The sequence below is a fragment of the Candidatus Thioglobus autotrophicus genome (genome assembly GCF_001293165.1).
Classification (GTDB): domain Bacteria; phylum Pseudomonadota; class Gammaproteobacteria; order PS1; family Pseudothioglobaceae; genus Thioglobus_A; species Thioglobus_A autotrophicus.
The window spans coordinates 1,145,402-1,170,252 of the sequence record NZ_CP010552.1; the positions used below are offsets into that span (position 1 = coordinate 1,145,402).

26 protein-coding genes and 2 pseudogenes are annotated in these 24,851 nt (G+C 38.3%); 16 read left to right on the forward strand and 12 right to left on the reverse strand.

What is annotated here, in order from left to right; all coding sequences use genetic code 11:
* Positions 1-3: 3 nt before the first annotated feature.
* Positions 4-639, reverse strand: coding sequence for an electron transport complex subunit E (locus tag SP60_RS06190; protein WP_053951793.1), 636 nt, complete (start codon positions 637-639; stop codon positions 4-6).
* 148 nt (positions 640-787) lie between these two features.
* Between SP60_RS06190 and SP60_RS06195 the strand changes: the two are divergent.
* Together SP60_RS06195 and SP60_RS06200 are read left to right on the forward strand one after the other, a co-directional pair.
* Positions 788-1,051, forward strand: a pseudogene (locus SP60_RS06195) (BrnT family toxin); the annotation flags it as partial.
* A gap of 2 nt (positions 1,052-1,053) precedes the next feature.
* Positions 1,054-1,266, forward strand: coding sequence for a hypothetical protein (locus tag SP60_RS06200; protein WP_053951795.1), 213 nt, complete (start codon positions 1,054-1,056; stop codon positions 1,264-1,266).
* A gap of 161 nt (positions 1,267-1,427) precedes the next feature.
* Here the strand turns inward: SP60_RS06200 and clpB are convergent, their stop codons facing one another.
* Positions 1,428-3,986 (reverse strand): ATP-dependent chaperone ClpB, encoded by a 2,559-nt coding sequence (clpB, locus tag SP60_RS06205; protein ID WP_053951796.1) that lies wholly within the window; start codon positions 3,984-3,986, stop codon positions 1,428-1,430.
* An 81-nt stretch (positions 3,987-4,067) separates the two neighbouring features.
* On the opposite strand from clpB, the gene SP60_RS06210 reads away from it, so the two are divergent.
* On the forward strand, positions 4,068-4,529 hold the full coding sequence (locus SP60_RS06210; RefSeq protein WP_053951797.1) for a tRNA (cytidine(34)-2'-O)-methyltransferase: 462 nt from the start codon (positions 4,068-4,070) through the stop codon (positions 4,527-4,529).
* On the opposite strand, the gene SP60_RS06215 is transcribed toward SP60_RS06210, so the two are convergent.
* Genes SP60_RS06215 through SP60_RS06230 form a run of 4 tightly spaced genes read right to left on the reverse strand, consistent with a single transcriptional unit; the run spans position 4,521 to position 8,543 of the window.
* Entirely contained in the window at positions 4,521-5,726 is a 1,206-nt protein-coding gene (locus tag SP60_RS06215) for an APC family permease (RefSeq protein WP_053951798.1), read from the reverse strand. The genes SP60_RS06210 and SP60_RS06215 overlap by 9 nt on opposite strands.
* 2 nt (positions 5,727-5,728) lie before the next feature.
* The gene (gene fmt / locus SP60_RS06220; protein ID WP_053951799.1) at positions 5,729-6,658 is read right to left on the reverse strand and encodes a methionyl-tRNA formyltransferase; all 930 of its coding nucleotides are present in this window, start codon (positions 6,656-6,658) and stop codon (positions 5,729-5,731) included.
* On the reverse strand, positions 6,658-8,067 hold the full coding sequence (gene argH, locus SP60_RS06225) for an argininosuccinate lyase (RefSeq protein ID WP_053951800.1): 1,410 nt from the start codon (positions 8,065-8,067) through the stop codon (positions 6,658-6,660). The genes fmt and argH overlap by 1 nt, the downstream gene beginning before the upstream one ends.
* The gene (locus SP60_RS06230) at positions 8,064-8,543 is read right to left on the reverse strand and encodes a thioredoxin family protein (protein ID WP_158403347.1); all 480 of its coding nucleotides are present in this window, start codon (positions 8,541-8,543) and stop codon (positions 8,064-8,066) included. Before SP60_RS06230 ends, argH begins: the two co-directional genes overlap by 4 nt.
* Positions 8,544-8,574: 31 nt before the next feature.
* Here SP60_RS06230 and hemC point away from each other — a divergent pair, with 31 nt between their 5' ends.
* The 4 genes from hemC to SP60_RS06250 are packed head-to-tail and all read left to right on the forward strand — an operon-like array spanning position 8,575 to position 11,445.
* Positions 8,575-9,492 carry a hydroxymethylbilane synthase gene (gene hemC / locus SP60_RS06235; RefSeq protein WP_053951802.1) on the forward strand — a complete coding sequence of 306 codons (918 nt, stop codon included), beginning with the start codon at positions 8,575-8,577 and terminating at the stop codon, positions 9,490-9,492.
* Positions 9,492-9,773: a 4a-hydroxytetrahydrobiopterin dehydratase gene (locus SP60_RS06240; protein WP_053951803.1), complete on the forward strand. Its 282-nt coding sequence runs from the start codon at positions 9,492-9,494 to the stop codon at positions 9,771-9,773. Before hemC ends, SP60_RS06240 begins: the two co-directional genes overlap by 1 nt.
* A 3-nt stretch (positions 9,774-9,776) precedes the next feature.
* A complete protein-coding gene (locus SP60_RS06245; RefSeq protein WP_053951804.1) occupies positions 9,777-10,454 on the forward strand; it encodes a hypothetical protein in 678 nt (225 codons plus the stop codon).
* Position 10,455: 1 nt separating this feature from the next.
* A complete protein-coding gene (locus tag SP60_RS06250; RefSeq protein WP_053951805.1) occupies positions 10,456-11,445 on the forward strand; it encodes a zinc-binding alcohol dehydrogenase family protein in 990 nt (329 codons plus the stop codon).
* Between the two features lie 35 nt (positions 11,446-11,480).
* Here the strand turns inward: SP60_RS06250 and SP60_RS06255 are convergent, their stop codons facing one another.
* The 4 genes from SP60_RS06255 to ftsY form a co-directional block, all read right to left on the reverse strand.
* Complete coding sequence (locus SP60_RS06255; protein ID WP_053951806.1) at positions 11,481-11,960, reverse strand: efflux RND transporter periplasmic adaptor subunit; 480 nt, start codon at positions 11,958-11,960, stop codon at positions 11,481-11,483.
* Entirely contained in the window at positions 11,950-13,197 is a 1,248-nt protein-coding gene (locus SP60_RS06260; protein WP_053951807.1) for a TolC family protein, read from the reverse strand. The genes SP60_RS06255 and SP60_RS06260 overlap by 11 nt, the downstream gene beginning before the upstream one ends.
* Entirely contained in the window at positions 13,194-13,691 is a 498-nt protein-coding gene (locus tag SP60_RS06265; RefSeq protein WP_082319654.1) for a thioredoxin family protein, read from the reverse strand. The genes SP60_RS06260 and SP60_RS06265 overlap by 4 nt, the downstream gene beginning before the upstream one ends.
* Positions 13,692-13,797: 106 nt before the next feature.
* Positions 13,798-14,742, reverse strand: a complete 945-nt coding sequence (gene ftsY / locus SP60_RS06270; protein WP_053951809.1) for a signal recognition particle-docking protein FtsY — start codon at positions 14,740-14,742, stop codon at positions 13,798-13,800.
* 25 nt (positions 14,743-14,767) lie between these two features.
* Between ftsY and SP60_RS06275 the strand changes: the two genes are divergently transcribed.
* From SP60_RS06275 to SP60_RS06300, 6 genes are all read left to right on the forward strand, one after another.
* A complete protein-coding gene (locus SP60_RS06275) occupies positions 14,768-16,099 on the forward strand; it encodes a M16 family metallopeptidase (RefSeq protein ID WP_082319681.1) in 1,332 nt (443 codons plus the stop codon).
* Complete coding sequence (locus SP60_RS06280) at positions 16,096-17,385, forward strand: M16 family metallopeptidase (RefSeq protein ID WP_053951810.1); 1,290 nt, start codon at positions 16,096-16,098, stop codon at positions 17,383-17,385. Before SP60_RS06275 ends, SP60_RS06280 begins: the two co-directional genes overlap by 4 nt.
* A 38-nt stretch (positions 17,386-17,423) precedes the next feature.
* Positions 17,424-18,074 carry a rhodanese-like domain-containing protein gene (locus tag SP60_RS06285; protein ID WP_053951811.1) on the forward strand — a complete coding sequence of 217 codons (651 nt, stop codon included), beginning with the start codon at positions 17,424-17,426 and terminating at the stop codon, positions 18,072-18,074.
* Between the two features lie 110 nt (positions 18,075-18,184).
* Positions 18,185-18,892 carry a rhodanese-like domain-containing protein gene (locus SP60_RS06290; protein WP_053951812.1) on the forward strand — a complete coding sequence of 236 codons (708 nt, stop codon included), beginning with the start codon at positions 18,185-18,187 and terminating at the stop codon, positions 18,890-18,892.
* An 80-nt stretch (positions 18,893-18,972) separates the two neighbouring features.
* Positions 18,973-20,676: a sensor histidine kinase gene (locus tag SP60_RS06295; protein ID WP_053951813.1), complete on the forward strand. Its 1,704-nt coding sequence runs from the start codon at positions 18,973-18,975 to the stop codon at positions 20,674-20,676.
* Positions 20,669-21,268 (forward strand): response regulator transcription factor, encoded by a 600-nt coding sequence (locus SP60_RS06300; RefSeq protein ID WP_053951814.1) that lies wholly within the window; start codon positions 20,669-20,671, stop codon positions 21,266-21,268. The genes SP60_RS06295 and SP60_RS06300 overlap by 8 nt, the downstream gene beginning before the upstream one ends.
* 31 nt (positions 21,269-21,299) lie before the next feature.
* Here SP60_RS06300 and SP60_RS06305 read toward each other — a convergent pair whose 3' ends face one another.
* Positions 21,300-21,869, reverse strand: a complete 570-nt coding sequence (locus tag SP60_RS06305; RefSeq protein ID WP_053951815.1) for a hypothetical protein — start codon at positions 21,867-21,869, stop codon at positions 21,300-21,302.
* A gap of 266 nt (positions 21,870-22,135) precedes the next feature.
* Between SP60_RS06305 and SP60_RS06310 the strand changes: the two genes are divergently transcribed.
* Positions 22,136-23,308, forward strand: a complete 1,173-nt coding sequence (locus SP60_RS06310) for an IS3 family transposase (protein WP_082319619.1) — start codon at positions 22,136-22,138, stop codon at positions 23,306-23,308.
* A 44-nt stretch (positions 23,309-23,352) separates the two neighbouring features.
* Positions 23,353-23,811, forward strand: a pseudogene (locus SP60_RS06315) (transposase); the annotation flags it as partial.
* A 242-nt stretch (positions 23,812-24,053) separates the two neighbouring features.
* On the opposite strand, the gene SP60_RS06320 reads toward SP60_RS06315, so the two are convergent.
* Positions 24,054-24,401, reverse strand: a complete 348-nt coding sequence (locus SP60_RS06320) for a hypothetical protein (protein WP_053951816.1) — start codon at positions 24,399-24,401, stop codon at positions 24,054-24,056.
* A 91-nt stretch (positions 24,402-24,492) separates the two neighbouring features.
* On the opposite strand from SP60_RS06320, the gene SP60_RS06325 reads away from it, so the two are divergent.
* Positions 24,493-24,849, forward strand: coding sequence for a gamma-glutamylcyclotransferase family protein (locus SP60_RS06325; protein ID WP_053952240.1), 357 nt, complete (start codon positions 24,493-24,495; stop codon positions 24,847-24,849).
* Positions 24,850-24,851: the final 2 nt, after the last annotated feature.

The window sequence follows — 24,851 nt, forward strand, 5'->3', positions numbered from 1 at the left end:
TTTTTAAACTTTTTTTAAATCAAAATAATTTTTAACCGCCACAATCAGCCCTAAGCCAATAAACGCCCCGGGCGGCAATACGGCTAATAACGTGCCTTGATAATCTTCAAATACGGTAATGCTTAGGGTGTCGCCCAAAGAGCCAAGTATTAAAGAAGATTGATCAAATAAAGTGCCTGAGCCAATTAGCTCGCGCATAGCACCTAAAATAACCAAAATAATAGAAAATCCCACGCCCATCATCAGCCCATCAAGTGCTGATTTATCCCAGCTATTTTTGCTCGCGTAAGCTTCTGCTCGCGCCAGAATTGCACAATTAGTAACGATCAGAGGTACAAAAATACCCAAAATCAAATACAGATCATAAAAATATGATTGCATTAATAGCTCAACAATCGTCACAAATGAGGCGATTAATAAGACAAAAATGGGAATACGAACTTCCTTGCGAATCTGATTTCTAAAGACTGATACTGTTATATTTGAAGCAACCAATACAAAAGTTGTCGCTAGTCCCAAGCCAATTGCATTAACGATGTTATTAGTCACCGCCAAAAGTGGACACAAGCCCAACAGCGCCACCAAAGCTTGGTTGTTGGTCCACAGGCCGTTTTTAGCAATTTTAAGATAATCGTTCATAAGCTTTAATTATATCAATAACTATCCATTGGAAAGCGGCTTAAATATTGATACTAAAAATTTCGCAAATTTTGGAAATTACAGTACACAGCCTAACAAGTAAGACTTGTTTAGGTTGATTAACGGCTAAAACCCCTGGGATCCGAATAAAGCAAAAACCAATCTGTCAAAGCACAAAATAAACTTTGAAGATGCTGTTTCTATTTTTAAAGATAAAAATGCTATTTCAATTTATGATGATAAACACAGTATCCATGAGGATAGATGGGTTACAATTGGTTTAGATGATAAAACAAGAATGCTGGTTGTTATTCATTCATTTGTTATTATTGATAAAAATGATTGTAACGTAAGAATTATTAGCGCTAGGAAGGCAACAAAATTAGAGAATAAAGTATATCAACAAGGATAATCATGGAAGCAGAATACGATTTTACAAAGGGAGAAAGAGGTAAGTTTTATAATAAAAACGCTCAATTTCATTTGCCTATTTATCTCGAGCCAGAAGTTGAAAAATTTTTTATTAAATTAGCAAAGAAGCAAGAGAGCAACTTAACAAAAATTGTTAATAGTTTGCTTTATAAAGATAAAGAGTTGATTGAGATAGCAAATAGAAAATCTTCATAAAAGCTTAATATTTTAGGATCGTTAATTAGCGATGAGCTTACTGAGGCTGTAGGCTATCCGAATAGCTTGGCGGTTAAGGTTGGGTTGAGGTTTTAAGCTTGTAATAATTGTTAACTAAAAAGGAGGCTTTCGCCTCCTTTTTTATAAGTATTAATCAGGCTTTAAGAAAACACAAGCTCATGGTTGATTACATCAGCCTTGATGGTTGAGCCCGGTAGAGAGTCGCCAGCTAAAATCTTTTGTGAGAGTGGATTTTCCAATAATTGCTGAATGGTGCGTTTGAGTGGTCTTGCGCCAAACACAGGGTCGTAACCTTTGTCAATAATCAAATTCATCGCTTCATCGCTAAGCTCAAGTTTAAGATCTAAATCAGCCAATCGTGAAGATAAAATCTCAATTTGTATTTTAGCAATACCTCTGATTTGTTCCTTACCAAGACTGTTAAAGGTAACGATTTCATCGATACGATTAACAAACTCAGGTCTAAAGTGCTCACCGACTAATTGGGTTAACTCAGCCGAAACATCTTTGCCCGGGTTGTCCTGAATTAGGTGTGAGCCTAAATTTGAGGTCATGACAATCACGGTGTTTTTAAAATCAACCGTGCGTCCTTGGCCATCCGTTAGTCTGCCATCATCCAGCACTTGCAAGAGAATATTAAATACATCTGGATGGGCTTTTTCAACCTCATCTAAAAGAATAATTGAATACGGCTTGCGACGCACAGCTTCGGTTAAAACACCGCCTTGTTCATAGCCAACATAGCCTGGAGGTGCGCCGATTAGTCGTGATACTGAGTGTTTTTCCATAAACTCACTCATATCAACGCGTACAATCGCCTGCTCTGTGTCAAACAAGAAATCAGCCAAAGCCTTGGTCAGCTCGGTTTTACCCACGCCAGTAGGACCCATAAACATAAACGAGCCATCAGGACGATTAGGATCGGATAATCCAGCACGCGAACGGCGCACCGCATCGGCAATGACTTTAACAGCCTTGTCCTGTCCAACTAGGCGCTTGGTGATAATGCCTTCCATATTAAGCAGTTTGTCTTTCTCACCTTCCATCATTTTATCCACAGGGATGCCTGTCCAACGCGCTACAATTTCGGCAATTTCACTTTCAGTTACCTTGTTGCGCAGTAGAGTCATTTCTTCAACGTCAGCAGATTCTGCTTGGGTGATTTTTGCTTCAAGTTCGGGTATTTTTCCGTATTGAAGCTCGCTCATTTTGGCTAGATCGTTGTTACGTGAAGCGGTTTCAAGCTGGGCTTTAACTTGCTCTAATTCTTCTTTAAGGTGTTGCGCACCTTGAACCTGGGATTTTTCTTTTTTCCAAATTTCTTCAAGATCAGCATATTCTTTTTCAAGATTTTTAATGACATTTACAAGCTCTTTAAGACGCTCCTTAGAGGCCTTGTCTTTTTCTTTTTTAAGTGCCATGCGCTCAATCTTAAGTTGTACTAATTTGCGATCAAGTTTGTCCATTGACTCAGGCTTTGAATCAATCTCCATGCGAATTTGTGAGGCGGCTTCATCGATTAAATCAATGGCTTTATCGGGTAATTGTCGGTCAGTAATGTAGCGTGTTGAGTAAGTAACCGCGGCAATAATTGCCGGATCGGTAATTTCCACACCGTGATGAACTTCGTATTTTTCCTTTAGGCCACGCAAAATAGCAACCGTGTCTTCTTCAGTTGGCTCATCAACCAAGACTTTTTGAAAGCGACGCTCCATAGCGGAGTCTTTTTCAATGTATTGTCGATATTCATCGAGTGTGGTAGCGCCCATACAATGAAGATCACCACGAGCAAGTGCCGGCTTGAGCATATTGCCGGCATCCATAGAGCCTTCACCTTTTCCTGCGCCCATCATGGTGTGGAGCTCGTCAATAAATAAAATAATTTGACCGTTTGCCGCTTCCACTTCTTTAAGCACAGCTTTCATCCTTTCTTCGAATTCACCTTTGTATTTTGCACCGGCAACCAGTGATGCCATATCAAGCGATAATAGATGTTTACCTTTAATACCTTCTGGCACCTCGCCATTAATAATGCGCTGCGCTAAGCCTTCGGCAATGGCAGTTTTGCCCACGCCAGGCTCACCAATGAGCACGGGGTTGTTTTTGGTGCGACGTTGCAATACTTGAATAGCACGGCGAATTTCGCCGTCACGACCAATAACGGGGTCTAGTTTTCCTTGCTCAGCAAGCTCGGTTAAATCTTGGGTGTATTTATTTAGCGCGTCTCTTTGTGTTTCTGCATTTTGTTCGTTCACGTTTTTTCCTCCTCTAAAGGTTTCAATGGCTGTGCTTAACGCTTGCTCATTAACACCTGAATTTTTTAATAATTTTGTGGTTATATCGTTACCTTGAATAACGGCTAGTAAAAAAATCTCTGTGGACAAATAGCTATCACCTTTTTCGGTGGCTATTTTTTCTACCGAGGTTAATAATCGCAATAAATTTTGAGAAATTCCAATATCGCTATTTGGGTTATTAACCACGGCCAAGTTTTGCATTTCTAAATCAAGCTTACTTTTTAGCTTGCTTGTCTCTATATTAATAGATTTTAAGATATTACTAACACTAGAGTTTTGATCACTCAACATAGCACTTAGCACATGCAATGCTTCAATACCACTGTGGTTGTTGCCAACAGCGAGTGATTGCGCAGAGCTAAGATCTTGTTGAAATTGAGAGGTTAATTTTTCAATATTCATTGATTTATTCGTTGTTTTTGTTTAAGTTAGCTTCTATCTATGGGATGATATTGCAATATTCAAGGTCCAAAATAAAATATTATGTTAAATTTAGTCTTGTTCGAACCTGAAATCCCCAATAACACCGGTAGCCTTATTCGCTTGTCAGCCAATATGGGTGCAAGTTTGCACTTAATTAAACCTTTTGGGTTTGAGATTACCGATAAGCGCCTAAGGCGTGCAGGACTTGACTATAAAGAGCTAGCCAATGTGGTTGAATATGAAAATTTTGAAGATTATTTGGCCAAGGCTAGGCCGCAACGTTTGTTTGCAGTGAGCTCAAAAGTGGATCAAATTTATACCGATCCAGTTTATCAAAGTGGGGATAGTTTTTTATTTGGCCCAGAGACCCGTGGCTTACCACAAGAGATTTTAGATCAATACCCAGGCATTACGCTACCTATGCAAGCAGGATCTAGAAGTTTAAATTTGTCTAATTGTGTCTCTATTGTGGCGTATGAAGCTTGGCGTCAAATTGGCTTTGTCGGCAAAGTCTCAAAATAGTAAGTAAAAGGCAATAAAGCCTGTATTGGTTATAAGCCCAATTAGTGGTAAGCTGAAATGATAGCGCCTGATATTTTTACTAGGTTTGGGTTGCTTTGCCTTGATAACCAGCAACGCAAGATGCATTAGTGAAAAAATAATTAAGATAAATAAACTGGTTAATTCTGCCAGTGTCATAATTGGCAACCAAAGCGCCAAAACATAAATAATAAGTACAACAATTAAAGTGGCGTAAACAGGGGTTCTGGTTGTTTTGTTAATGTTGCTCAATATACTAGGCAGCCATTTTTGCTTGCTCATGCCGTAGAGAACGCGAGAAGCCATAATAATTTGTATGAGTGCGCCGTTAATAATGGCAAGCATACCGATAACGGCAATTAAGTTGGGCGAAAGTCCGCTAAGCTGTTCGTAAATAAGCGCTAGTGGTGCTTGGTGTGCAGATAGGGCGTCTAGTGGTACGGCGCTAACAGCTACTAGTGACACCAATATGTAAATAACACTGGCAATAGCAAGAGACAGAATAATGGCTTTTGGCATATTTTTTTCTGGCTCAATAACCTCTTCAGCGACGTTAACCATATCCTCAAAACCAATAAATGCATAAAATGCCAAAAAAGAGCCTGCAAATATACCACCCCAAATGGCTAAATCGCCAAATTTAAAAGTGTTTAAATACGCTTGAGTGTCGATGTTATGGAGATAGTCACGACCAAACCAAATGATAATCAGTAATCCTGTAATTTCTATTAAGGTTAAAAGTGCAGCCACCTGGACGGATTCTTTAATACCCCAAATAGCTAAAACCCCTAATACTGTTAATAGCAGTGTAATCGTAACAAGGCTGGATAAATCAACAAAAATATCCAAATAACCAATAAAGCCAACAGTGATCGTGGCAGAAGATAGAACGCCCGTTATAACAATCATAATGCCGACTATAAAGGACAGGTGTCGATTGCCAAACGCTTTAAACAAATAAACCGCCTCACCAGCACTCACAGGATAACGCGATGATAGTTCGCTGTAAGTAAAGGCTGTTGTAACAACCAATAGCGATGCGACAAAAAATGATAACGGTGCCATCATGCCCGCTACACCTGAGACCTTACCAATTAGAACATAAATACCAGCGCCTAAAATATTGCCTAACCCGTAAAGTGTGAGTAATGGCAAAGTTAGGGTACGCTTAAGGGGCATGATTATTCCAGTATTGTTAGCGTGTAAGCGTTTGTGAAATCTTTAATATCGACGGCTTTTTTGCCAGCAAGCTGTACTTTTTCTAAACTTAGCGCACCATCACCCGTTGCAACAATGCAAACCCCTTTGCCGTATTCAGCCACTTCACCGGGTTTTGCGTCATAGGCCTTGCCTATGACGCAGGCAGATAAAATGCGTAACACTTTTGATTCGAATTTATTACTGCTCGCATTTGTTTGAGCAATTGGATAAGGGTTAAAAGCTCTAATTTGTTGGTTGATTTGTACGGCCGATTTTGACCAATCAATCCAGGCTTCATCTTTAGATAGTTTTTTGGCGTAGGTAATGCCCGCTTCATTTTGTGGGGTTGGCGATAGGGTGTTAAGATTGGCTAAAGCTTTAACAATGCCTTGTGCACCGAGTATGGCTAGCTTGTCATGTAAAGATTGGGCAGTATCAGACTCAAGAATATCGCAAGTTTTTTCCAGCAAGATGTCGCCTGTATCTAAGCCTTCATTCATTTGCATAATGCCAATCCCTGTTTGCTTATCACCGGAAATAATCGCACGCTGAATCGGTGCAGCCCCGCGCCAACGTGGCAGTAGCGAGGCATGAATATTAAGACAGCCGTATTTAGGTGTCTCTAACACCTCTATTGGTAAAATTTGCCCGTAAGCTACCACCACCATCACATCAGCATTTAAGCTGGCTAATTGTTGTTGAGCTGTCTTATCTTTTAGGCTTTCAGGTTGAAAGACCGGTAAGTTGAGTTCAAGTGCTTTTTCTTTAACGGGGCAGGCAGTTAATACACGACCACGACCCTTGGGACGGTCGGGCTGGCAATATATACCAACTAATTTATGCTCACCTTGAGCAAGCGCTTCGAGTATGCCAACTGAGAATTCAGGCGTACCCGCAAAAATAACCCGCATTAGATTAAGTTTTTTCTGGCAGTCTTAATGGCGTATTTAACTTGATTAGGCGAAGTTGCACCTAGGTGGTCACGCGCACAAAGTGAGCCTTCTAATGACAAAATATCAAACACATCGTTTTCAATGCGATCATCAAACAATTGTAGCTCTTCTAAGCTGAGCTCTGCCAAATCTTTTTGGTGCTCGATGCCGTAAGAAACGGACTTACCAACAACCTCATGTGCATCTCTAAAGGCTAAACCTTTGTTGACTAGATAATCGGCCAAATCAGTTGCTGTAGTGTAGCCTTTTTTGGTTGAGTTATACATGGTGTCACGTCGCGTCTCGATCGTTGGTACCATATCAGCAAATACACGCAAGCAAGCTTTAAGAGTATCAACTGTATCAAACAATGGCTCTTTGTCTTCTTGATTGTCTTTGTTGTAAGCCAAAGGTTGAGATTTCATAATGGTGAGCATGGAGGTTAAATTTCCATACACGCGCCCTGTTTTTCCGCGCACAAGCTCTGGTACGTCAGGGTTTTTCTTTTGCGGCATGATAGAAGAGCCAGTGCAAAAGCTATCTGGCAGCTCTATAAAATTAAACTGCGCAGAAGACCATAAAATTAACTCTTCTGAAAAGCGTGATAGGTGCATCATAATCATGCTGGCAGCAGACAAGAACTCAATGGCAAAATCGCGATCACTAACGCCATCAAGTGAATTTAAGCAAATACGATCAAAGCTCAGTAGTTCGGCAGTTCTTTCACGGTTTATTGGATAAGTAGTTCCTGCTAAGGCAGCAGAGCCTAGCGGCATGGAGTTCATACGCTTACGACAATCAACTAAGCGTTCACCGTCTCGAGTTAGCATTTCAAAATAGGCCATCATATGGTGGCCAAAACTCACAGGCTGTGCTGCTTGGAGATGAGTAAATCCTGGCAAGATGGTGCTGGCTTCTTTTTCTGCTAAATCGAGCAAGGCCTGTTGTAAGCGATTAATCTCAACTAGAATATCATCAACTTGATCGCGCAGATATAGGCGAATATCAGTCGCTACTTGATCATTGCGAGAGCGGCCTGTATGGAGTTTTTTGCCCGCATTGCCAATCAATTGCGTGAGACGTGATTCAATATTCATATGCACATCTTCCAGTGCAACAGACCATTCAAACTTACCTGTATTGATTTCTTCCAAAATTTGATCCAGACCCGTTAGAATTTGGTCTTTTTCGTCTTCGGTTAATAAGCCTACTTCTTGCAACATGGTGGCGTGCGCTCTAGAACCGGCAATGTCGTATGGGGCTAAAATTTTGTCAAAAAAGACAGAAGCACCAAAAATTTTGACAAATTCATCAGTTGGCTCGCTAAAGCGTCCACCCCAAGATTGATTCGTGTGTGTTTGGCTTGAATTTTGTGTGTTATTGGTCATAATTTTGCACTAAGTTGTTTGTTAATTTTTAGAGTAGAGCTATCAATTAGCTTGTCAAGATCGGTCCAATAATAATCTTCATTGGTAACGCCTAAGACTTTTTCCAAAACCACGCCATAGTTGTCTACCAACATAACCGTTGGAAAGAAATTAACTGCATACTTAAAGGCAAACTCATTTTGAGAAACAGTTTCATTGTAAAAATCATTGATTTCATCAAAGCTATTAGCATTGATATGGCGAATGATTACTTTATCTTGGTATTCCTCGAGATCTGCCATAGGGCCAATGGTATTTTCTTTGACTTTTTTGCAATATCCACAATCAGGAATGGAAAACATTATTAAAATAGGTATCTTTTTCTTCCAAACTTGTTGTGAGTCTAAAAAGAAATTTTTTGCGTCTGGCAGGTTGAGTTCTTGCGCGATCGCAAAATTTGATAAAAAGACGGCAACTAATAGATAAAATCTAAACATTGGCACTATTTTAATACAAACTCCTTGAAGCATGAATAAAACCCTGAAAATTGCAACTCGAAAATCTCCGCTAGCACTTTGGCAAGCAGAGCACGTAAAAGCTAGGCTGGAGGCGATTCATCCAGATTTAAAAGTAGAGTTGGTTAAGATGACCACCAAGGGTGACCAGATTTTAAATTCACCTTTATCTAAAATTGGTGGCAAAGGTTTGTTTATTAAAGAATTAGAAATAGGCATGATGGAAGGGGTGGCTGATATTGCTGTGCATTCGATGAAAGATGTGCCTTATGAGATTCCACCTGGATTTGAGCTAGGCGCTATTTTAAAGCGTGAAAATCCATTTGATGCATTTGTGTCTAATCATTACGATGGTATTAATGATCTACCACAAGGCGCTAAAGTGGGCACTTGTTCAATGCGCCGAATTGTGCAGCTGAAAGCTCAACGCCCAGATTTAGAAATTCTAGACTTACGAGGCAATGTAAACACCCGACTTCAAAAACTCGATGACGGTGAGTTTGATGCGATTATCTTGGCGTGTGCGGGTCTTATTCGCCTTAAGTTTGAAACGCGTATTAAGCAAGAGATTCCAGCGATCGATTCTTTGCCTGCAGTTGGCCAAGGGGCAGTAGGGATTGAGATTCGCGAGAATGATCAGACTATTCTAGATTTAATTAGCCCTTTGATTGATCAAGAAACTACTTACAGGGTAAATGCAGAGCGGGCGATGAATGCACGTCTAGAAGGTGGGTGTTCAGTGCCTATAGCAGGGTTTGCCACACTGGATGGTGACCAGCTTAATGTGACGGGCTTGGTGGGCAATGTTAAATCTGGCGTTATTTTAAAACACCAAGTATCTGGGCACGTGAGCGAGGCACAGGCTTTGGGTGAAGAGTTGGCCGATCAGTTGATTGTCATGGGTGCTAAAGATATTTTAAAAGTTGACTAATGACTGATTTGCAGGCTTTGCAGCAACTGCCAGACTGGTCAATTGTTAATCAAAAATTACATCGGCAGTTTGTTTTTCAAGACTTTGTCCAAGCTTTTGATTTTATGACGCAAGCGGCCATCATGGTTGAAAAAATGGATCATCATCCAGAGTGGTCAAATAGTTATAATACGGTCGATGTTGAATTGATTACGCATTCTCAGAAGTGCATCAGCCAATTAGATATTGAGTTGGCAGTATATATGAACGATATCTTTAAACACAGTCTTACCAAGGAATAAAGCATGTTGAAATTTATGGAAAAAAGTTTTTTTAGTCTCGTACAAAAAATAGGTTTATTGTTCGCGCTTATCTCATTTACTTTGGTTGTTTTTCTGGGCTGGTTTAGTTATGAAAAAATCAATAGCAGAGCAACAGATGAAATTAGCAAGCCGATGATTGAACTCGCTAAATATCAAAATCCAATCAGCTTACAGCTGGAAACTGTCCCAACTGATGCAATGATCAGTAGTGCCCCGAGTGCTTCCCAAGCAGCTTTTAATCAAAAGTTCGATGCTTATATTGAGCAAATTATGGCCAATTTACAAGCATTGCCAAATGAGGTTATTGGCAAAAGTGATGCGCAGTTTCAAATTAAGGTGATGATTAAAATCAAGTCTAATGCCTATGTGCCAGCACTTAAGTTAAGCTATGTAGAGTCTTTATCTAGGCTAACCAGGCAGTTGGTTAACGTAGGAGGTGATCAAGTGAATGTTGATGAGTTTCTGCATTGGCACGATCAAGAATTTGCCCGCCAAGTTGAGCAGCAAACTCAGCAAAATTTAATCAAAATGGGTACAGCTAAATCTGATCAAATGACAGGATTTATCTCTTTAGGCATGATGGGCGCTGCACTTGGATTTTTTATTATGTTTGTCATGATGCTAGCCATGTTGCGCATTGAAAGAAACACGCGCCGATAACATGCAAGCAATTGGCTATAACGGCTGTGATTTTATTGAGTTTGAAAAACCTTTAGAAAATCCTGCAGGCCAAGATCTTTTGGTTGAGATAAAAGCCATTTCTATTAATCCAATTGACACTAAAGTTAAGCAAACTATTACTAAAGATAGCGCGGTAAAAATTCTAGGCTATGATGCTTGCGGTGTTGTTCGTGCGGTTGGAGAGGAGGCATCGATTTTTAAAGTGGGCGATGAAGTTTTCTATGCAGGCGACGTAACCCGAGATGGGTCTAATGCCACACATCAACTTGTAGACGAGCGCATTGTCGGCCGTAAGCCAAAATCGCTCAATTTTGAACAAGCCGCCGCACTACCTTTAACCAGTATTACCGCTTGGGAATCGTTATTTGACCGCCTAAAAATTACCCCAAAAGATAAAAACAAAACATTATTACTGATTGGTGCAGCAGGTGGCGTCGGCTCTATGGCGATACAATTTTCCAAACAAATTATTAGCATGAATGTCATTGCCACTGCCTCACGACCAGAGTCAAAAGCTTGGTGTAAGCAGATGGGTGCTGATACGGTACTGGATCATCAACAGCTTGCTAAGCAATTTAAGCAGCAGTCATTAACTGCTCCAGATTATATTTTATGCATGGGTGTGCCTGATGATTATCTCGAGCAAATGGTTGATTTAATCGCGCCACAAGGATGTATTTGTTTGCTTGCGAACACTCAAAAAAGCTATGATCTTAACTTATTAAAAGCCAAAAGCATTACACTGGTTTGGGAGATGATGTTCACCCGCTCGATGTTTCAAACTACCGATCTAATAAAGCAGCACCAGCTACTCAACAAAGTGTCTGATTTAATTGATCAACAGCAGATTGTGAGTATTGCCACGCAACAACTTAGCCCAATTAATATTGATAATATCACTAAAGCTCATCAGCTAATCGAACAGGGTGATATGATTGGAAAATTAGTCATTTGTGAGCAGCATTTGTAAGAAAAAGTGTCGAGGATTCGCTATTTCAAATGAGACTATTCAATAACTATTAATACCTTTGGTATGGCTATATTAGTCGCATTTCTTAGATCAGGTGTTTGTTTGACTACGCCAGAGATGGGAGATTTAATTTGATATTTTTCCAGCTCAATCATTTGAATTTTGATCAGTACATTATGTGCATCTAGCTCACGTTTTTGAGCATTACGAGCCATTTTAGCAATATCCAAATCACGATGAGAAGCGACCATGCGATCATATAATTCTTGAGTTTGATCAAATACAAGAAGTGCATCGTCAAAAGCTTGTTGCTTGATATTACCAATGGCTTTAAGGTGTTGCAAGGTTAGCTGAGCTTGCCTATCATCCAATTTGACCAATACATCGCCAGAGCTAACTTGCTTTCCTGGCGGGATTATCTCAACAATGGTGCTAGATACTTGTGGGTAGATATCCAGCGCCAAAGTAGCGCCAGACAGAAGCATGCTTAATGCTAACCAGGAATTAAATTTCATAATCTTCTCCAATCAAGTGATGTAATTTTTTAAGGGTAATGACATAGTTAAATTCATTCTCAGCTAGTTTTCTTTCAGTATCTGTGTAGTTGACCATAGCCTTACCGATGTCACTTTTGATCTCCATTTCATAATTGGCACGCGCTTTTTCCAAATACAAATCTCGATAGTCCAATTCAACGATTAGCGCTTTATGGATTTGCCTTAATGCACTAAGATTAAGGTGATGATCCAATGCTTCCCCTAATAAATCTTGCTGAATCTTTTCAATCTCAAGTTGTTTTTTCTTAGATTGAATCATGAGTTGAGATATCTCACTATCTTGTTTGGCATCAGTACCAAAAGGCATAGATAGCTGAATTCCAGCACGCCATTGGCCATTTTTCTCGCGCAGATAGCCTTGTTCTCCAATTCGAGCGCTTGAGTTAAGCACAATACCTAAATTACTTTTTTGCTGAGAAATTTGACGACCGATGGCTGATAAAGCTTGTTTCAATTGTTTAAGCTTTAAGTTGTCTGTAAGCTTTTCTTGATAATAAGAAAACTCGGCCAGCTCTTTTTTAAATAAAGACTTGTAATTAGGCATAACAACATCATCAGGACGATCTTCATAACTAATATTAAGTAGCTGAGCCAACTTAGCTCGAGTTTGAATTTGCTTAGATTCTGCCCTAATACGGTGAATTTGACTAATTTGCGTTTTGGTTTGTTTTTCTAATAAGGTTACTTCTGATGCACTTTGAATGTCGTAATCATCTTTAACTCGACCTTCCTGAACAGCAAACATTGCCAGCTCCTCTAGTGCAGTTTCATAAGATAAGTCTGCTAAAACGATGTCAAAATAAGCGCGCATTATCCCAATGGTTTTATCTTGCTGTAATTGCTGAAAAGACAAAGTTGCATTATTAAGTGTATTTAGCTGTGTATTTTTTCCAATTTCAATGGCTTGATTGTAAAGTGTTTTTTTAAGAAAAATAAAGGCGTGAGAATTATTAATAGCAGAGTTGTAGTCGCTTCGCTTTGCAAGCTGTAAATCAATATTTGACGTTACATCGTATTGGTTTTCCCAATCACTCAGTCGATGTTGCTCAGAATCAATATTTAAAAGCTGCTGTTTTTCAGCGAAGTTATGCTCATCAGAAAGTTTTAGAGCGTCACCCAGTGTTAAAGGGTTAGGCAGTTGCTCTGAGTGAACAAAACTAGATACTAGCAATAATAAGAAGCTTAAAAATTTCATCGGTTTTTACGCTTATAGCGAATAAATTTTTCCTCTAAGTAGGCGTCTTCAACCATAAATTTGGCGAGTAGTAAAAAGTCTGCTTGGTTAGCAAATCCAGTGCGTCTAACCACTCGGTTACCCTTGAGATCAAAAAAAGCGAGTACAGGTGTTGCACCAATTCGATTGTGTTTTTTTGCAAAAACTCTTTCAACCGTATCATTGCCGTCAAAATCAACTAATTCAAGATTTGAATTGGTATTGATTTTGTAATTTAAAAAATGCGTTTTAAAATATTTAATAACGTCAGGCTGATTTAATACTTGGCGCTCCATTTTTTGGCAAAAAGGACAGTCATCCATAAAGAAAAAAACAAACACACCTTTTTTGTTGGCATCCTGAGCATCACTCAAATTTTCAGAATAATCATTAAAATGCTCGTCAAATAAATCGCCATCCGACATTGCTTGAAATGATACGAGTAAACCTAAGATTAATATTAGTTTTTTAAACATTAAGCGACCTTAAAAAAAATATGTATAGTTTGATTAGAGCTATCGTAAATAATCATACCATTTGAAGTTATTAATTTCAAATGAAAATTAACCTTAGATATGAGTACTACTCAAACAATGCGTCGACAAACTTTTTAGCGTTAAAAGGCTTTAAATCATTAATCCCTTCACCAACACCAATATAGCGTACGGGCAATTTAAGCTCATCAGAAATAGCAAATACCACACCACCTTTAGCAGTGCCATCAAGCTTGGTGATACTAATGCCGCTTAGTCCAACTGTCTTGTTAAACTCTTTGGCCTGATTAATGGCGTTTTGCCCCGAGCCGCCATCAATAACCAGCATGGTTTCATGTGGGGCATTTTCATTGTGTTTTTTTAGTACGCGCTTTATTTTTCCAAGCTCTTGCATTAGATTACCTTGAGTATGCAACCGTCCTGCGGTATCAGCAATAAGAATATCAATATTTTTAGCCCGTGCTGATTCATAGGCATCGTAAATCACCGAGGCGGCGTCAGAGCCAGTTGTTTGAGCAACAACTGGTATTTCGTTGCGCTCACCCCATACTTTTAGCTGTTCAACGGCGGCGGCGCGAAAAGTATCGCCTGCTGCGAGCATGACAGACTTGCCTTGATTTTGAAAAGATTTGGCCAGTTTGCCGATGGTGGTGGTTTTGCCAGCACCATTAATACCCACTACTAAAATCACAAATGTTTCGTTGGTATCGGTATTTAATTGGCTGTCTTTAATCAGTAATTCAGATAATTCATCTTTTAAGAATTGATACAAACTATCAGAGTCTTTTAGTATTTTTCGTGAGGCGTTTTTGCGTACCGATTCAAGCACTTTGTCTGTAGTGCTAATGCCAATATCTGCTGTGATTAGGAGCGTTTCCAGCTCATCTAGCAAATCCTCATCAATGGCTTTTTTACCTAATAGTAAGCTGGATAATCCCGAGCCTAATTTTTGCCTAGATTTGGCCAGGCGCTCTTTTAGCGAGGTGGATTTTTCTATTGGGTCAGATTTATCTTTTTTAAAAAAATTAAACAAAGCTTCTCGCTATAATGGTTTGAATATGAAGAATCTAATTTTACTAGCCTTTTTTTTGTCCACCAGTGCTTTTTCTAACTCCGTTAGCGCCAAGGTCGATGACACCGTGACCCAAACAACACTCGATAATGGGCTAAAAATTATCGTTAAAACCGACCATCGAGCACCTGTATTTATCTCTCAACTTTGGTATAAAGTGGGCGCTAGCGATGAATCTAGGCCTAATACTGGCATCTCTCACATGCTAGAACATATGATGTTTAAAGGGACGCACGATTATAAAGTAGGTGAATTTTCAAAAATTATCGCGCGTAATGGTGGCGATGATAACGCCTTTACTTCAAAAGACTATACAGCCTATTATCAAAAAATGCATCGCTCAAAATTGGAGCTAGCCATTAAGATGGAAGCTGATCGCATGCGTAATTTAACCTTCTCAGGCAGTGAGCTAGAAAAAGAAAGACGTGTGGTAATCGAAGAGCGTAGATTGCGTGTGGAAGACAATCCCAATGCTCAAGTTTACGAGCATTTACGTCTTATTTCGTTTGATCAAAAAGGTGCGTATCATGCGCCTGTGATTGGCTTTAAAGCCGATATTGAAACTTATCGACTGAATGACTTACGCCAATGGTACCAAACCTATTATGCACCGAATAATGCCACGTTGGTAGTAGTGGGCGATGTTGACCCTCAAGTGGTTATCCAACACGCACAGCGCTATTTTGGTCATTATCCGTCAAATCCTAAAATTAACACCATTAAACGCCATCCATCGATCGCCAAAATAGGGCAATCTAAAGCGCTCAAACTCAAGGCAAAACTGCCTTTTTATACACTTGCATTTCACGTGCCTAGTTTGAAAACTGCGCTCAATGAAAAACAAGCCTACCAATTAGAAATGTTGGCCTATATTTTGGATAATGGCTTATCTAAAAAACTGATTCGCAACCAGCAAATTGCCTCGGCCATTAGTGTCGGGTATCGTCTTTATGATAAATACAACACCCTGCTGAGCATTAGTTTTGTACCAGCCAAAGGCGTGGATAAGCAAATACTGATTGACGCCATTAAAACCCAAGTTAAAGCATTAATTGAACATCCTAAACTGATTGAAGATGAGCTTGTGCGTACCAAAGCTCAGTTGGAAGCAAGTTTTATTTTTGAGCAAGACCTTATTCATACCCAAGCTTATTATTTAGGCATGCTCGAAACGGTGGGTTTAGGTATTGATAAAATGTTTGAATATGTTGATAAAATGAACGAAATAAGCGCTAAAGATGTGTCAAATGTTGCTAACACCTATCTTGATTTTTCACAAGCAAACAGCGTTGAACTCATCACTCAGGAGCTTAAATGAAGCTATTAGCACTATTACTGCTACTAATTACTCAAGTAGAGGCTAAAGTAAACATTGAGCAGTGGTATACGCCTGAAGGTGCCAAGGTATTATTTACTCAAACTCAAGGCCTGCCAATGCTTGATGTGGCACTTAACTTTGATGCGGCTAGCTCACGAGATGGTGAAAAACACGGCCTAGCAAGTTTGACCAATAGCCTAATTGGTACGGCGAGTAAGTATCGCAGCGAAGAGCAAATTATTAACCAGTTTGAATCACTGGGCAGTGAATTTTCTACCGCCTCACTTAAAGACATGTCGATTATCTCTATGCGCAGTTTAACGCGCCGTGATATTTTGCAATCTTCATTAGACTTGTTTACTGAAGTGGTGTCCAAAGTAGACTACCAACAACGCTATTTAAGTCGTGAGAAAAAACAAACGCTACGCGCCATTGAGGCTGCCAAGCAAAGCCCAGGCAGTGTTGCTAATACTCGATTTAATGAGTTGGTATTTGGCGAACATCCCTATGCACACAAAAAAATTGGCACCCAAGAATCGCTTCAACAAATCAAATTGATTGATTTAAAACAGCATTATCAACGCTATTATGTCGCCAAAAATCTCACCATTGCCTTGGTGGGTGATATTTCCAAAGCGCACGCCAAGCAAATAGCCCGCCAAATCTCACATGGGCTAAACAGTGGGCAAAAAGCGCGTGATAATCAGTCAGTCTTGCCTTTGTCAAAAGCCATACAAGAGCATATTGAATTCCCCTCAACGCAAACGCATTTACTCATCGGGCAAGTTGGTATTAACCGTGCACATCCTGATTATTACGCGCTTTATTTAGGCAATCATATTCTCGGCGGTAGTGGGCTAACTTCTATTTTGAGTGATGAGGTGCGTGAACAAAGAGGTTTGGCTTATTCGACTTCTAGCTATTTTACCAAGATGAAGTCCAACGGCTATTTTTTAATCAAACTACAAACCAAAAACTCACAAGCCGATCAAGCCAAAAAAGTCGCGCTAGAAACACTCAAAAATTTCAGAAATAATGCGATTGATGCGCAAAAACTACAAGATGGCAAGGATAATATCATCGGCGGCTTTGCTTTAGAGACAGCTAGCAATGCCAATATCCTTACTTATCTCTCTATTATTGGATTTTATGAGCTACCTTTGGACTTTTTGAACGCTTTTATTGACAAAATAACACCTATTAGTGTATACGACATTCAAAAAGCCTATAAAAGACTGATTAATATGGATAAACTGGTTGTTTTGAGTGTCGGTGCTAAAAAATAGCCCATTTTCATTATTTTCGAAATTTTTTTATTGGTTCAATGATGCTACGTCAATTTTTTTATAAGTTTAATTTTTCTATATTGCTAGTCAGTGCTAGTTTGCAAATTATTGCAGATAGTGAGGTGCCTGTAAAAGAGGTGTTAATCCAGAAAGACTTTAAGTCGATCAATGTTATTCATCATAGTGTTCCTGTTGATATTGAGCGAAATCAAGATCGTAAAAATAATATCATGGCGTTTTATCAGGGAACTTGGCGTGGGAAAATACAGCCATTACATCCGTTTAAGCCTCACCCAGTAGAAACAGTAGCCGAGCTTGAAATGATCGATTATATTGATAAAATGTCCCATGGTGATGATTCTATTATGATTGTTGATTCACGCCCTAAATCAGCTATTTTAATTACCGGCATGATTCCTGGTGCAACTCAGGTTGATTATATCGACATTGTTTCTAGTCATTACAGAGTAAAAGCTTTTGAATTATTTAATGTTAAAAAGAATAATTCCCAATGGGATTTTACCGATGCCAAAATATTAGTTATTTATTGCAATGGCCTTTGGTGTGGAAAATCTCCAAGAATGATTCGAAAGTTAATTAAACTTGGTTATCCAGCACAAAAAATTAAATACTATCGTGGCGGTATGCAAGCTTGGAAATCAGTCGGACTAACAACTGTTAAGGAATAATTTTTCCTTATTGTTGGATAATCATGGTTTACCATAATATCATATTATTCTAATATAAATTAAAATACACACCTGGAATTATTAAAATTAAAAAAAATCTAGGGGTAAATATGAAATTGTTAGTCTTGATACCTGTTTTTACAGCTATTATCTTTGCGTCTGTAAGTGCCAATCAGCCAAATAAAGAAGTAATTAATGCTGTTGAATATAATTCAGTTATAAATACTTCTAATGTTAAAAAAATAAAAAAGAAAAAGCCGGTATGGCTTAAACCTGGTGTTATTGGCACCACTCTGGTTGTAGACGGCAAGCCTTTTGTTATTGCTAGAAATCAGGATAGAAAACATCTTATTGCTAAGATTTATCAAAAAACAGGTCGGGGCATTATTAAGCCAATGCATCCGTTTAAACCGCACGCTGTAGAGACTATTGCTGAGCATGAAATGATTTCATATATTTCTCGTTTATCATCGAAGAAGGGCGATGTTGTTGTGGTTGATGCCAGAAAATCAATTTGGCCAACATTGACTGGAAGTCTTCCAGGGGCAATTCACGTGCCATTTCATCGATTTAAGAAAAACAAAAAATATGCACTCGAGACTCTTGAAGATGAATTCGGTGTTGTGATTAATAATAAGGGTGAAATGGATTTCTCCAATGCTAAAACATTAGCGGTTTATTGCAATGGAAATTGGTGCAAAATGTCTCCAGAACTTATTTGGGCGTTATTGGATTATGGCTATCCAGCTCACAAAATCAAATATTATCGTGGCGGCATGCAAGCTTGGCAACTGCTCGGATTGACCACTGTTGATTAACAGCTGGATTAATACATCAGCCTTTGATTTGTATGGTTTACCATGATATAGGTCAACTGATATCAGTGTTAAAATAAGACATGTCTTGGTATAAGTTTATTACCACTATTGTTTTGTTATTTAGTTTCAATGCAGCCTTTAGTGCCAAACCCACTGAAATTACGATTGCTATTCAATCTTTTTTAGGGAAAGATGCTGCGTATCAAAAATGGCAGTCCACTACCGATTACCTTTCTCGTCGGATGCCCGATTATTCTTTCAACATTATTGTTGTTGATGCGCCAGATGATGCTTTGTTATACGATATGGTGAAGCAAAAAAAAGTTGATTATGTCATTACCCAGCCTATTGCATCTGTTGAGCTTAATCGTCTATACAATACAAAAATTAATTTAACAAAAGTCAACCAAGCAGGTGTTGATCAGCTTGGTGGTGTCATATTTACTTCGGTTAATAATCATTCCATTACTACTATTGAGGCATTGAAGGGTAATAGCTTTGCCGCTTCAACGCCAAGGCGATTAGGCGGTTGGCTGCTTGCCTTGGATTATTTACGCGATAAGGGTATAAACCCCCAAAGTGATTTTTCTAAAGTTGTTTTTTTAGGCTCTCAAGATAATATTGTCAATGCGGTTGTTAACGGTTTGGTTGATGCTGGCACGGTACGAACGGGCGTTATTGAAAAGATGATCGATTCAGGTCAATTGCGTATGGAACAGATTAAAGTACTCAATAATAAACAAAATTCTTCTTATTTTATAACGACAAAAACAGCGCCAGAATGGTCATTTTCATCACTCGAGCATACTGATGTAGCACTCTCTAAAGAGGTGCAAATAGCATTGTTAAATTATCATGTTAACGGCCAAAAGCAGTGGAAAAAAGCACTAGATTATGAAGGTGTTCGTGCGTTAATCAGAAAGCACAGAATTGGCATCTATCAAGATCCTGGACATATTAATTTTTATAAAAAGAATTATCAATTAATTTTAATTATTTTACTGTTGATTGCTTATTTATTGTTCATGTTAAAAAGCCGCCGAGAGTCTGAGATTCATAACTACAAGCTCAAGCTTGAAGAGTTATACAAAGTCTCATCAGTTGATCAGTTACTGTCAGAAATAGCACACGAACTGGCTCAACCCATTACTTCACTCAAAATTGATGCGCATATGTTAGATAGTATGCTGAAAAATCATGACAGCTGTCAGTTAGATGAAATTCGATCAACCTCAGATGGGTTGCGTGAAAAGACAGACCATTGTGTTGATTTGATTTTGAATATTCGTCAATTCTTATCAACAAAAACCACTGTTAAGGAAATTTTCAATATTAATAATAATGTTGAAAGAATTATTCGATTATTAAAAAATGAACTCAATGAGCATAATATTGAGGTGAGATTATCCCTTAAACAGAACTTACCAGATGTTAATATGAGCCCCGTTGAGCTTGACCAAGTGCTACTTAATTTAAGTAAAAATGCCATCAGCGCCATGGCAGATAATCAAAAATCTGACAATGTGCTTAGTATTTTTACAACTGATAAACAAGGTTTTGTTGAGATTATAGTCAGTGATACCGGCTCAGAAATTAAAGATAAATTGCATTTATTTGATTTGTTTAAAACATCAAAAAAGCAAGGAGAGGTAGAGGGATTGGGTATTGGTTTGAGTTTGAGTCGACGCATTGTTCGTTCTTATGCGGGTGAATTATCGTTAGAATCTAGTTCAATTGGGGGTAGTCAATTTATGGTAAAAATTCCGAGTATTAAAGATGAATGATTTACTTAAACAATCAGTCAATGTCTATATTGTTGATGATGAGGCTGAAATTAGAGAGTCGTTGTCACGATTTTTTACTTATCATGGTTGCCAGGTTGAAGTTTTTGCTGATGCAAAAAGCTATCTCGATCAGCTTGATCAAAGTCAAGTAGGTTGTTTGGTGAGTGATATTGATATGGAAGGGATGAGTGGTCTTGGGCTTCAGCGTCATTTGCAAGAGATTAACTGTATTCGCCCCACTATTTTTATGACGGGTCATGGTAGTGTAAATCTTGCTGTTAAGGCAATGAAGCTGGGTGCAACTGACTTTATTGAAAAGCCTTTTGATCCAAATATTTTGCTTAAAAAAATTAAAATTTGTATTGATTCAAATCGTAAGCAAATTGAATTGCTTGGTCGTTATCGCACGCTTACCAAAAAAGAATGTGAAATTTTTGAGTGTGTTGCTAAAGGTAAAAAGAATAAGGAGATGGCCGAAAATTTGTGTATTTCTATGCCCACTGTTGAAGCGCACCGCTCTCGGGTTATGAAAAAGATGCAAGCAAGCTCTTTGTCAGAGTTGGTAAAAATGTCAGTTACTCTGTCAAAATAAACCTAAGAACGCTTAACTGTTTAAACTAAAGCTAAATCATATTGTGTTTGATTAATGTTGGTTTAAAGATGACCAATGCTGCAATAATAAAAACAATACCGCCTAAAATTCCACTAATTGAATATGATTGCATAAACCATGTCCAATCATCAATAATTTTTCCATTCATTGGATAGACTATCAACTTACCGAGCGTTGCAAGAAAAACAGTTAAAACAATCAATGCTAGAATGTGCGCATAGTTCGCTTTTCCGGCAAAGAAAAAATTACCAAAATTAGCAGATCGCATTGCCCAGATAGCGATAACTGGTGCTAAACTATCAATAACCTTTCCCAAATAGCTATTGATGTAGACCATGTCAAAGCCTCCTTTGATAATAAGGGCGGCAACCAAGTATCCGGCCAAAACACCAAAAAACGCTCGATTTCCAAATATTAAGATTGCAAAGATGGAAGCCCCCATTGGAAGCCAAATGTAATTGGCTACAGAAATATTATAATGATCAAATGGAATGATTGCGTATCTCGATAAAAAAACTGCAACAAAAGCTATTAAGTTATATTGTATAAACCTTTTATTTATTATACTATTTTCAGACATTGTCTACCTTTACCATCTATATTGGTATCTAATTTTAATATTTGGTATTATAAACATTGAGGTTATTTAATTATTATCATTAAAAGCATTTATTATATGGTTTTTTTTAAAACTATTTTTCAAGCTCGCTTATTAGGAACAAAATAATCTAGAAATTTATCTATGGACCAATATAAACTATAACACCCCAATAAATTAAGACAACAATTTAAGATTTCTTATTTCGAACGAGTTAAACTTAACCCAACAATTCGGAGTAAAAAATTATGAGTAAAAAACGTACAACCTACAGCTCAGCATTTAAAACAAAATTAGTACTTGAACTATTACAAAATGCAGATACCCTGGCAGAGATTGCCAGCAAGCATAACATTCTTCCACAAAACCTAGTGAACTGGAAGAAGACCTTCCTTGCCAACGCAGAGATTGCTATGGAGCCCTCTAAAGCAGTTAAAGAGTACAAGGAGGAGCTTATTAAATCACAAGAGAAGAACGAGCGCTTAACAGCGCTGGTAGGTAAAGTAACCGTAGAGAAGGAATGGTTAGCAAAAAAGCTAAAAAGCTTGGGCTCATCTAAACTAAAACAATTAGTTGATCTCAAGCCATCACCAGCATCTATCTCTATTAATCATCAATGTCAGCTGCTTGGCATTAACAGAAGTGGCTTGTATTACAAGCCACGAGTTAACCACGCCAAGCAAACAATTAAGAGTCATATCACCAAGGTGTTTGAACAGATACCCATTTACGGCGAGAAGAAGGTGCATCAGCAACTGCTTGAGGATGGTATCAAGGTCAGCTTAAATACGGTAGCTCGCTACCGTCAAGAGTTGGGCTTAAAGGCTGTATTGGCCGTTAAACAAGTCAATACAACCATGCCAATCAAAGAGCATAAGAAATACACCTATAAGCTCAGAGGGCTTAATATTAGCCATGCTAATCATGTCTGGAGTACCGACATCACCTACATCAAGATTGCCGGTGGCATGGTCTATATGGCAGCCATCATTGATTGGCACAGCAAAGCTGTGCTATCACACAGAATATCTAACACCATGGATGTTCAGTTAGTGATGAGTGTGCTCAATGATGCACTAGCTAAGTATCCATATCCAGAGATCTTTAACACCGATCAAGGTAGCCAGTACACCAGTGAGATACACACTCAAAGGCTTAAAAATCTAGGTATTACTATATCCATGGATGGTAGGGGTAGAGCCACAGATAATATCTGCATTGAGCGCTTCTGGCGAAGCGCCAAATGCGAAAGAATCTATTTGAACGAATACCAAAATATCAATGAGTTAACCACTGATGTAGATGACTATATTGAGTTTTACAACCATCGAAGATTCCATCAAACGCTAGACTACAAAAAACCAATGGACGTGTACCAAGAAAGTATAAAATTAAACCAGAATAAGAAGAAGGCCTCTTAGGATGTTCTATATAAGAAATTTTAAAAAGTTGTCAGAGGTTTTGGGGTGATAAAGTGTATATGGCAGCCATCATTGATTGGCATAGTAAAGCTGTGCTATCGTATAAGATATCAAATACCATGGATACTCAGCTTGTCATGGGTGTACTTAATGAAGCTTTGGAGAAATACCCACATCCAGAGATATTTAATACTGATCAAGGCAGTCAATACACCAGCGAGATACATGCGCAGCGCCTTAAAAATCTAGGTATTACTATATCCATGGATGGTAAAGGTAGAGCGACAGACAATATCTGCATTGAGCGCTTCTGGCGAAGCGCTAAAGTTGAAAGAATCTATTTAAATGCATACCAATCCATTGGCGAGTTAACTACCGATGTAGATGACTATATCGAATTTTACAACCATCGTAGATTCCATGAAACACTAGACTACAAAAAACCAATGGATGTGTATCAAGAGAGTATAAAATTGAACCAGAATAAGAAGAAGGCTTCTTAGGATGTTCTATATAAGAAATTTTAAAAAGTTGTCAGAGGTTTTGGGGTGGTGAAAACCTTTCAAATATGGTTTACCATAATAGACTATTTATTCAATATTTAGGATAATAGAATTAGTTGCATTGGTTTTCTATCTCTCCTCAGATTTATTTTTCTAGTGCAACACCCTATTTGATAGTTGAATGCTAATTATAAAAAACCCTAATCATTGATTAGGGTTTTTTATGTCAGTGATATTTTGGCTTAGTATGAGTTACTGGCTTGGACTACTTTGACATTCATAATAAATTGATAATATTCATCATTTAAATATTTAACGATTTCCTTTTCCTCTTCTGGAAACCAAGCAGAATCGTAGTAGTTTGAGCAGCGATTAATTTGACCTTTTAAATCGGCAAAGTTTTTGATCTTGGCGCCACCTAAAGAACGAGACTCGTAAAATTCTCGATTATGACTATAATTCGCACCACTATCTTTATGACAATTCAAACAGGTTTCGTTGTGAATATCTTGAGCGTTAAAAGCCGTAGCTGTATTTAATAGGCTAAAACTTAGTGTGATTGCTAGTGCTTTTAAAATCTTAACTTTCATATAATTTCCTTGTTATATAATTGTCCTCAAGTGATGTGTATATTATATTTTGTATTAGAAGATTAGTATATTATGGTATTCCATATTTATGATGAGAGGCTCGCTAGTGAGTGAAATAAAATTACTTTTTTCTTATGGAACTCTGCAAAACAGATTGGTGCAGCTAGAAACTTTTGGTCGAGAATTAGTGGGTAATGAAGATCAATTATTAGGCTATAAATTAGAGATGGTTAAGATTGGTGATCAGCAGGTTGTAGCCTTAAGTGGTAAAACCCACCACCCGATTGCGGTTGCCTCTCAGGATAAAAGTGATTTTGTGTCAGGTGTTATTTTTGAAATTACATCTGAAGAATTAACACAATCAGACTTATATGAAGTGAGTGATTATAAGCGGGTGATGGGCGCGTTTAAATCTGGCCAAAAAGCTTGGGTGTACGTACAAGCCTAAAG

Coding starts and splice junctions, on each gene's coding strand:
- SP60_RS06250 (WP_053951805.1), top strand. CDS start 10,456: ATGCAAGCAATTGGCTATAACGGCTGTGATTTTATTGAGTTTGAAAAA.
- SP60_RS06190 (WP_053951793.1), bottom strand. CDS start 639: ATGAACGATTATCTTAAAATTGCTAAAAACGGCCTGTGGACCAACAAC.
- SP60_RS06290 (WP_053951812.1), top strand. CDS start 18,185: ATGAAATTGTTAGTCTTGATACCTGTTTTTACAGCTATTATCTTTGCG.
- fmt (WP_053951799.1), bottom strand. CDS start 6,658: ATGCGGGTTATTTTTGCGGGTACGCCTGAATTCTCAGTTGGCATACTC.
- SP60_RS06245 (WP_053951804.1), top strand. CDS start 9,777: ATGTTGAAATTTATGGAAAAAAGTTTTTTTAGTCTCGTACAAAAAATA.
- SP60_RS06285 (WP_053951811.1), top strand. CDS start 17,424: ATGATGCTACGTCAATTTTTTTATAAGTTTAATTTTTCTATATTGCTA.
- clpB (WP_053951796.1), bottom strand. CDS start 3,986: ATGAATATTGAAAAATTAACCTCTCAATTTCAACAAGATCTTAGCTCT.
- hemC (WP_053951802.1), top strand. CDS start 8,575: ATGAATAAAACCCTGAAAATTGCAACTCGAAAATCTCCGCTAGCACTT.
- SP60_RS06230 (WP_158403347.1), bottom strand. CDS start 8,543: ATGTTTAGATTTTATCTATTAGTTGCCGTCTTTTTATCAAATTTTGCG.
- argH (WP_053951800.1), bottom strand. CDS start 8,067: ATGACCAATAACACACAAAATTCAAGCCAAACACACACGAATCAATCT.
- SP60_RS06300 (WP_053951814.1), top strand. CDS start 20,669: ATGAATGATTTACTTAAACAATCAGTCAATGTCTATATTGTTGATGAT.
- SP60_RS06255 (WP_053951806.1), bottom strand. CDS start 11,960: ATGAAATTTAATTCCTGGTTAGCATTAAGCATGCTTCTGTCTGGCGCT.
- SP60_RS06305 (WP_053951815.1), bottom strand. CDS start 21,869: ATGTCTGAAAATAGTATAATAAATAAAAGGTTTATACAATATAACTTA.
- SP60_RS06240 (WP_053951803.1), top strand. CDS start 9,492: ATGACTGATTTGCAGGCTTTGCAGCAACTGCCAGACTGGTCAATTGTT.
- SP60_RS06310 (WP_082319619.1), top strand. CDS start 22,136: ATGAGTAAAAAACGTACAACCTACAGCTCAGCATTTAAAACAAAATTA.
- SP60_RS06260 (WP_053951807.1), bottom strand. CDS start 13,197: ATGAAATTTTTAAGCTTCTTATTATTGCTAGTATCTAGTTTTGTTCAC.
- SP60_RS06325 (WP_053952240.1), top strand. CDS start 24,493: ATGAGAGGCTCGCTAGTGAGTGAAATAAAATTACTTTTTTCTTATGGA.
- SP60_RS06215 (WP_053951798.1), bottom strand. CDS start 5,726: ATGCCCCTTAAGCGTACCCTAACTTTGCCATTACTCACACTTTACGGG.
- SP60_RS06320 (WP_053951816.1), bottom strand. CDS start 24,401: ATGAAAGTTAAGATTTTAAAAGCACTAGCAATCACACTAAGTTTTAGC.
- SP60_RS06295 (WP_053951813.1), top strand. CDS start 18,973: ATGTCTTGGTATAAGTTTATTACCACTATTGTTTTGTTATTTAGTTTC.
- SP60_RS06265 (WP_082319654.1), bottom strand. CDS start 13,691: ATGTTTAAAAAACTAATATTAATCTTAGGTTTACTCGTATCATTTCAA.
- SP60_RS06200 (WP_053951795.1), top strand. CDS start 1,054: ATGGAAGCAGAATACGATTTTACAAAGGGAGAAAGAGGTAAGTTTTAT.
- SP60_RS06280 (WP_053951810.1), top strand. CDS start 16,096: ATGAAGCTATTAGCACTATTACTGCTACTAATTACTCAAGTAGAGGCT.
- SP60_RS06210 (WP_053951797.1), top strand. CDS start 4,068: ATGTTAAATTTAGTCTTGTTCGAACCTGAAATCCCCAATAACACCGGT.
- SP60_RS06275 (WP_082319681.1), top strand. CDS start 14,768: ATGAAGAATCTAATTTTACTAGCCTTTTTTTTGTCCACCAGTGCTTTT.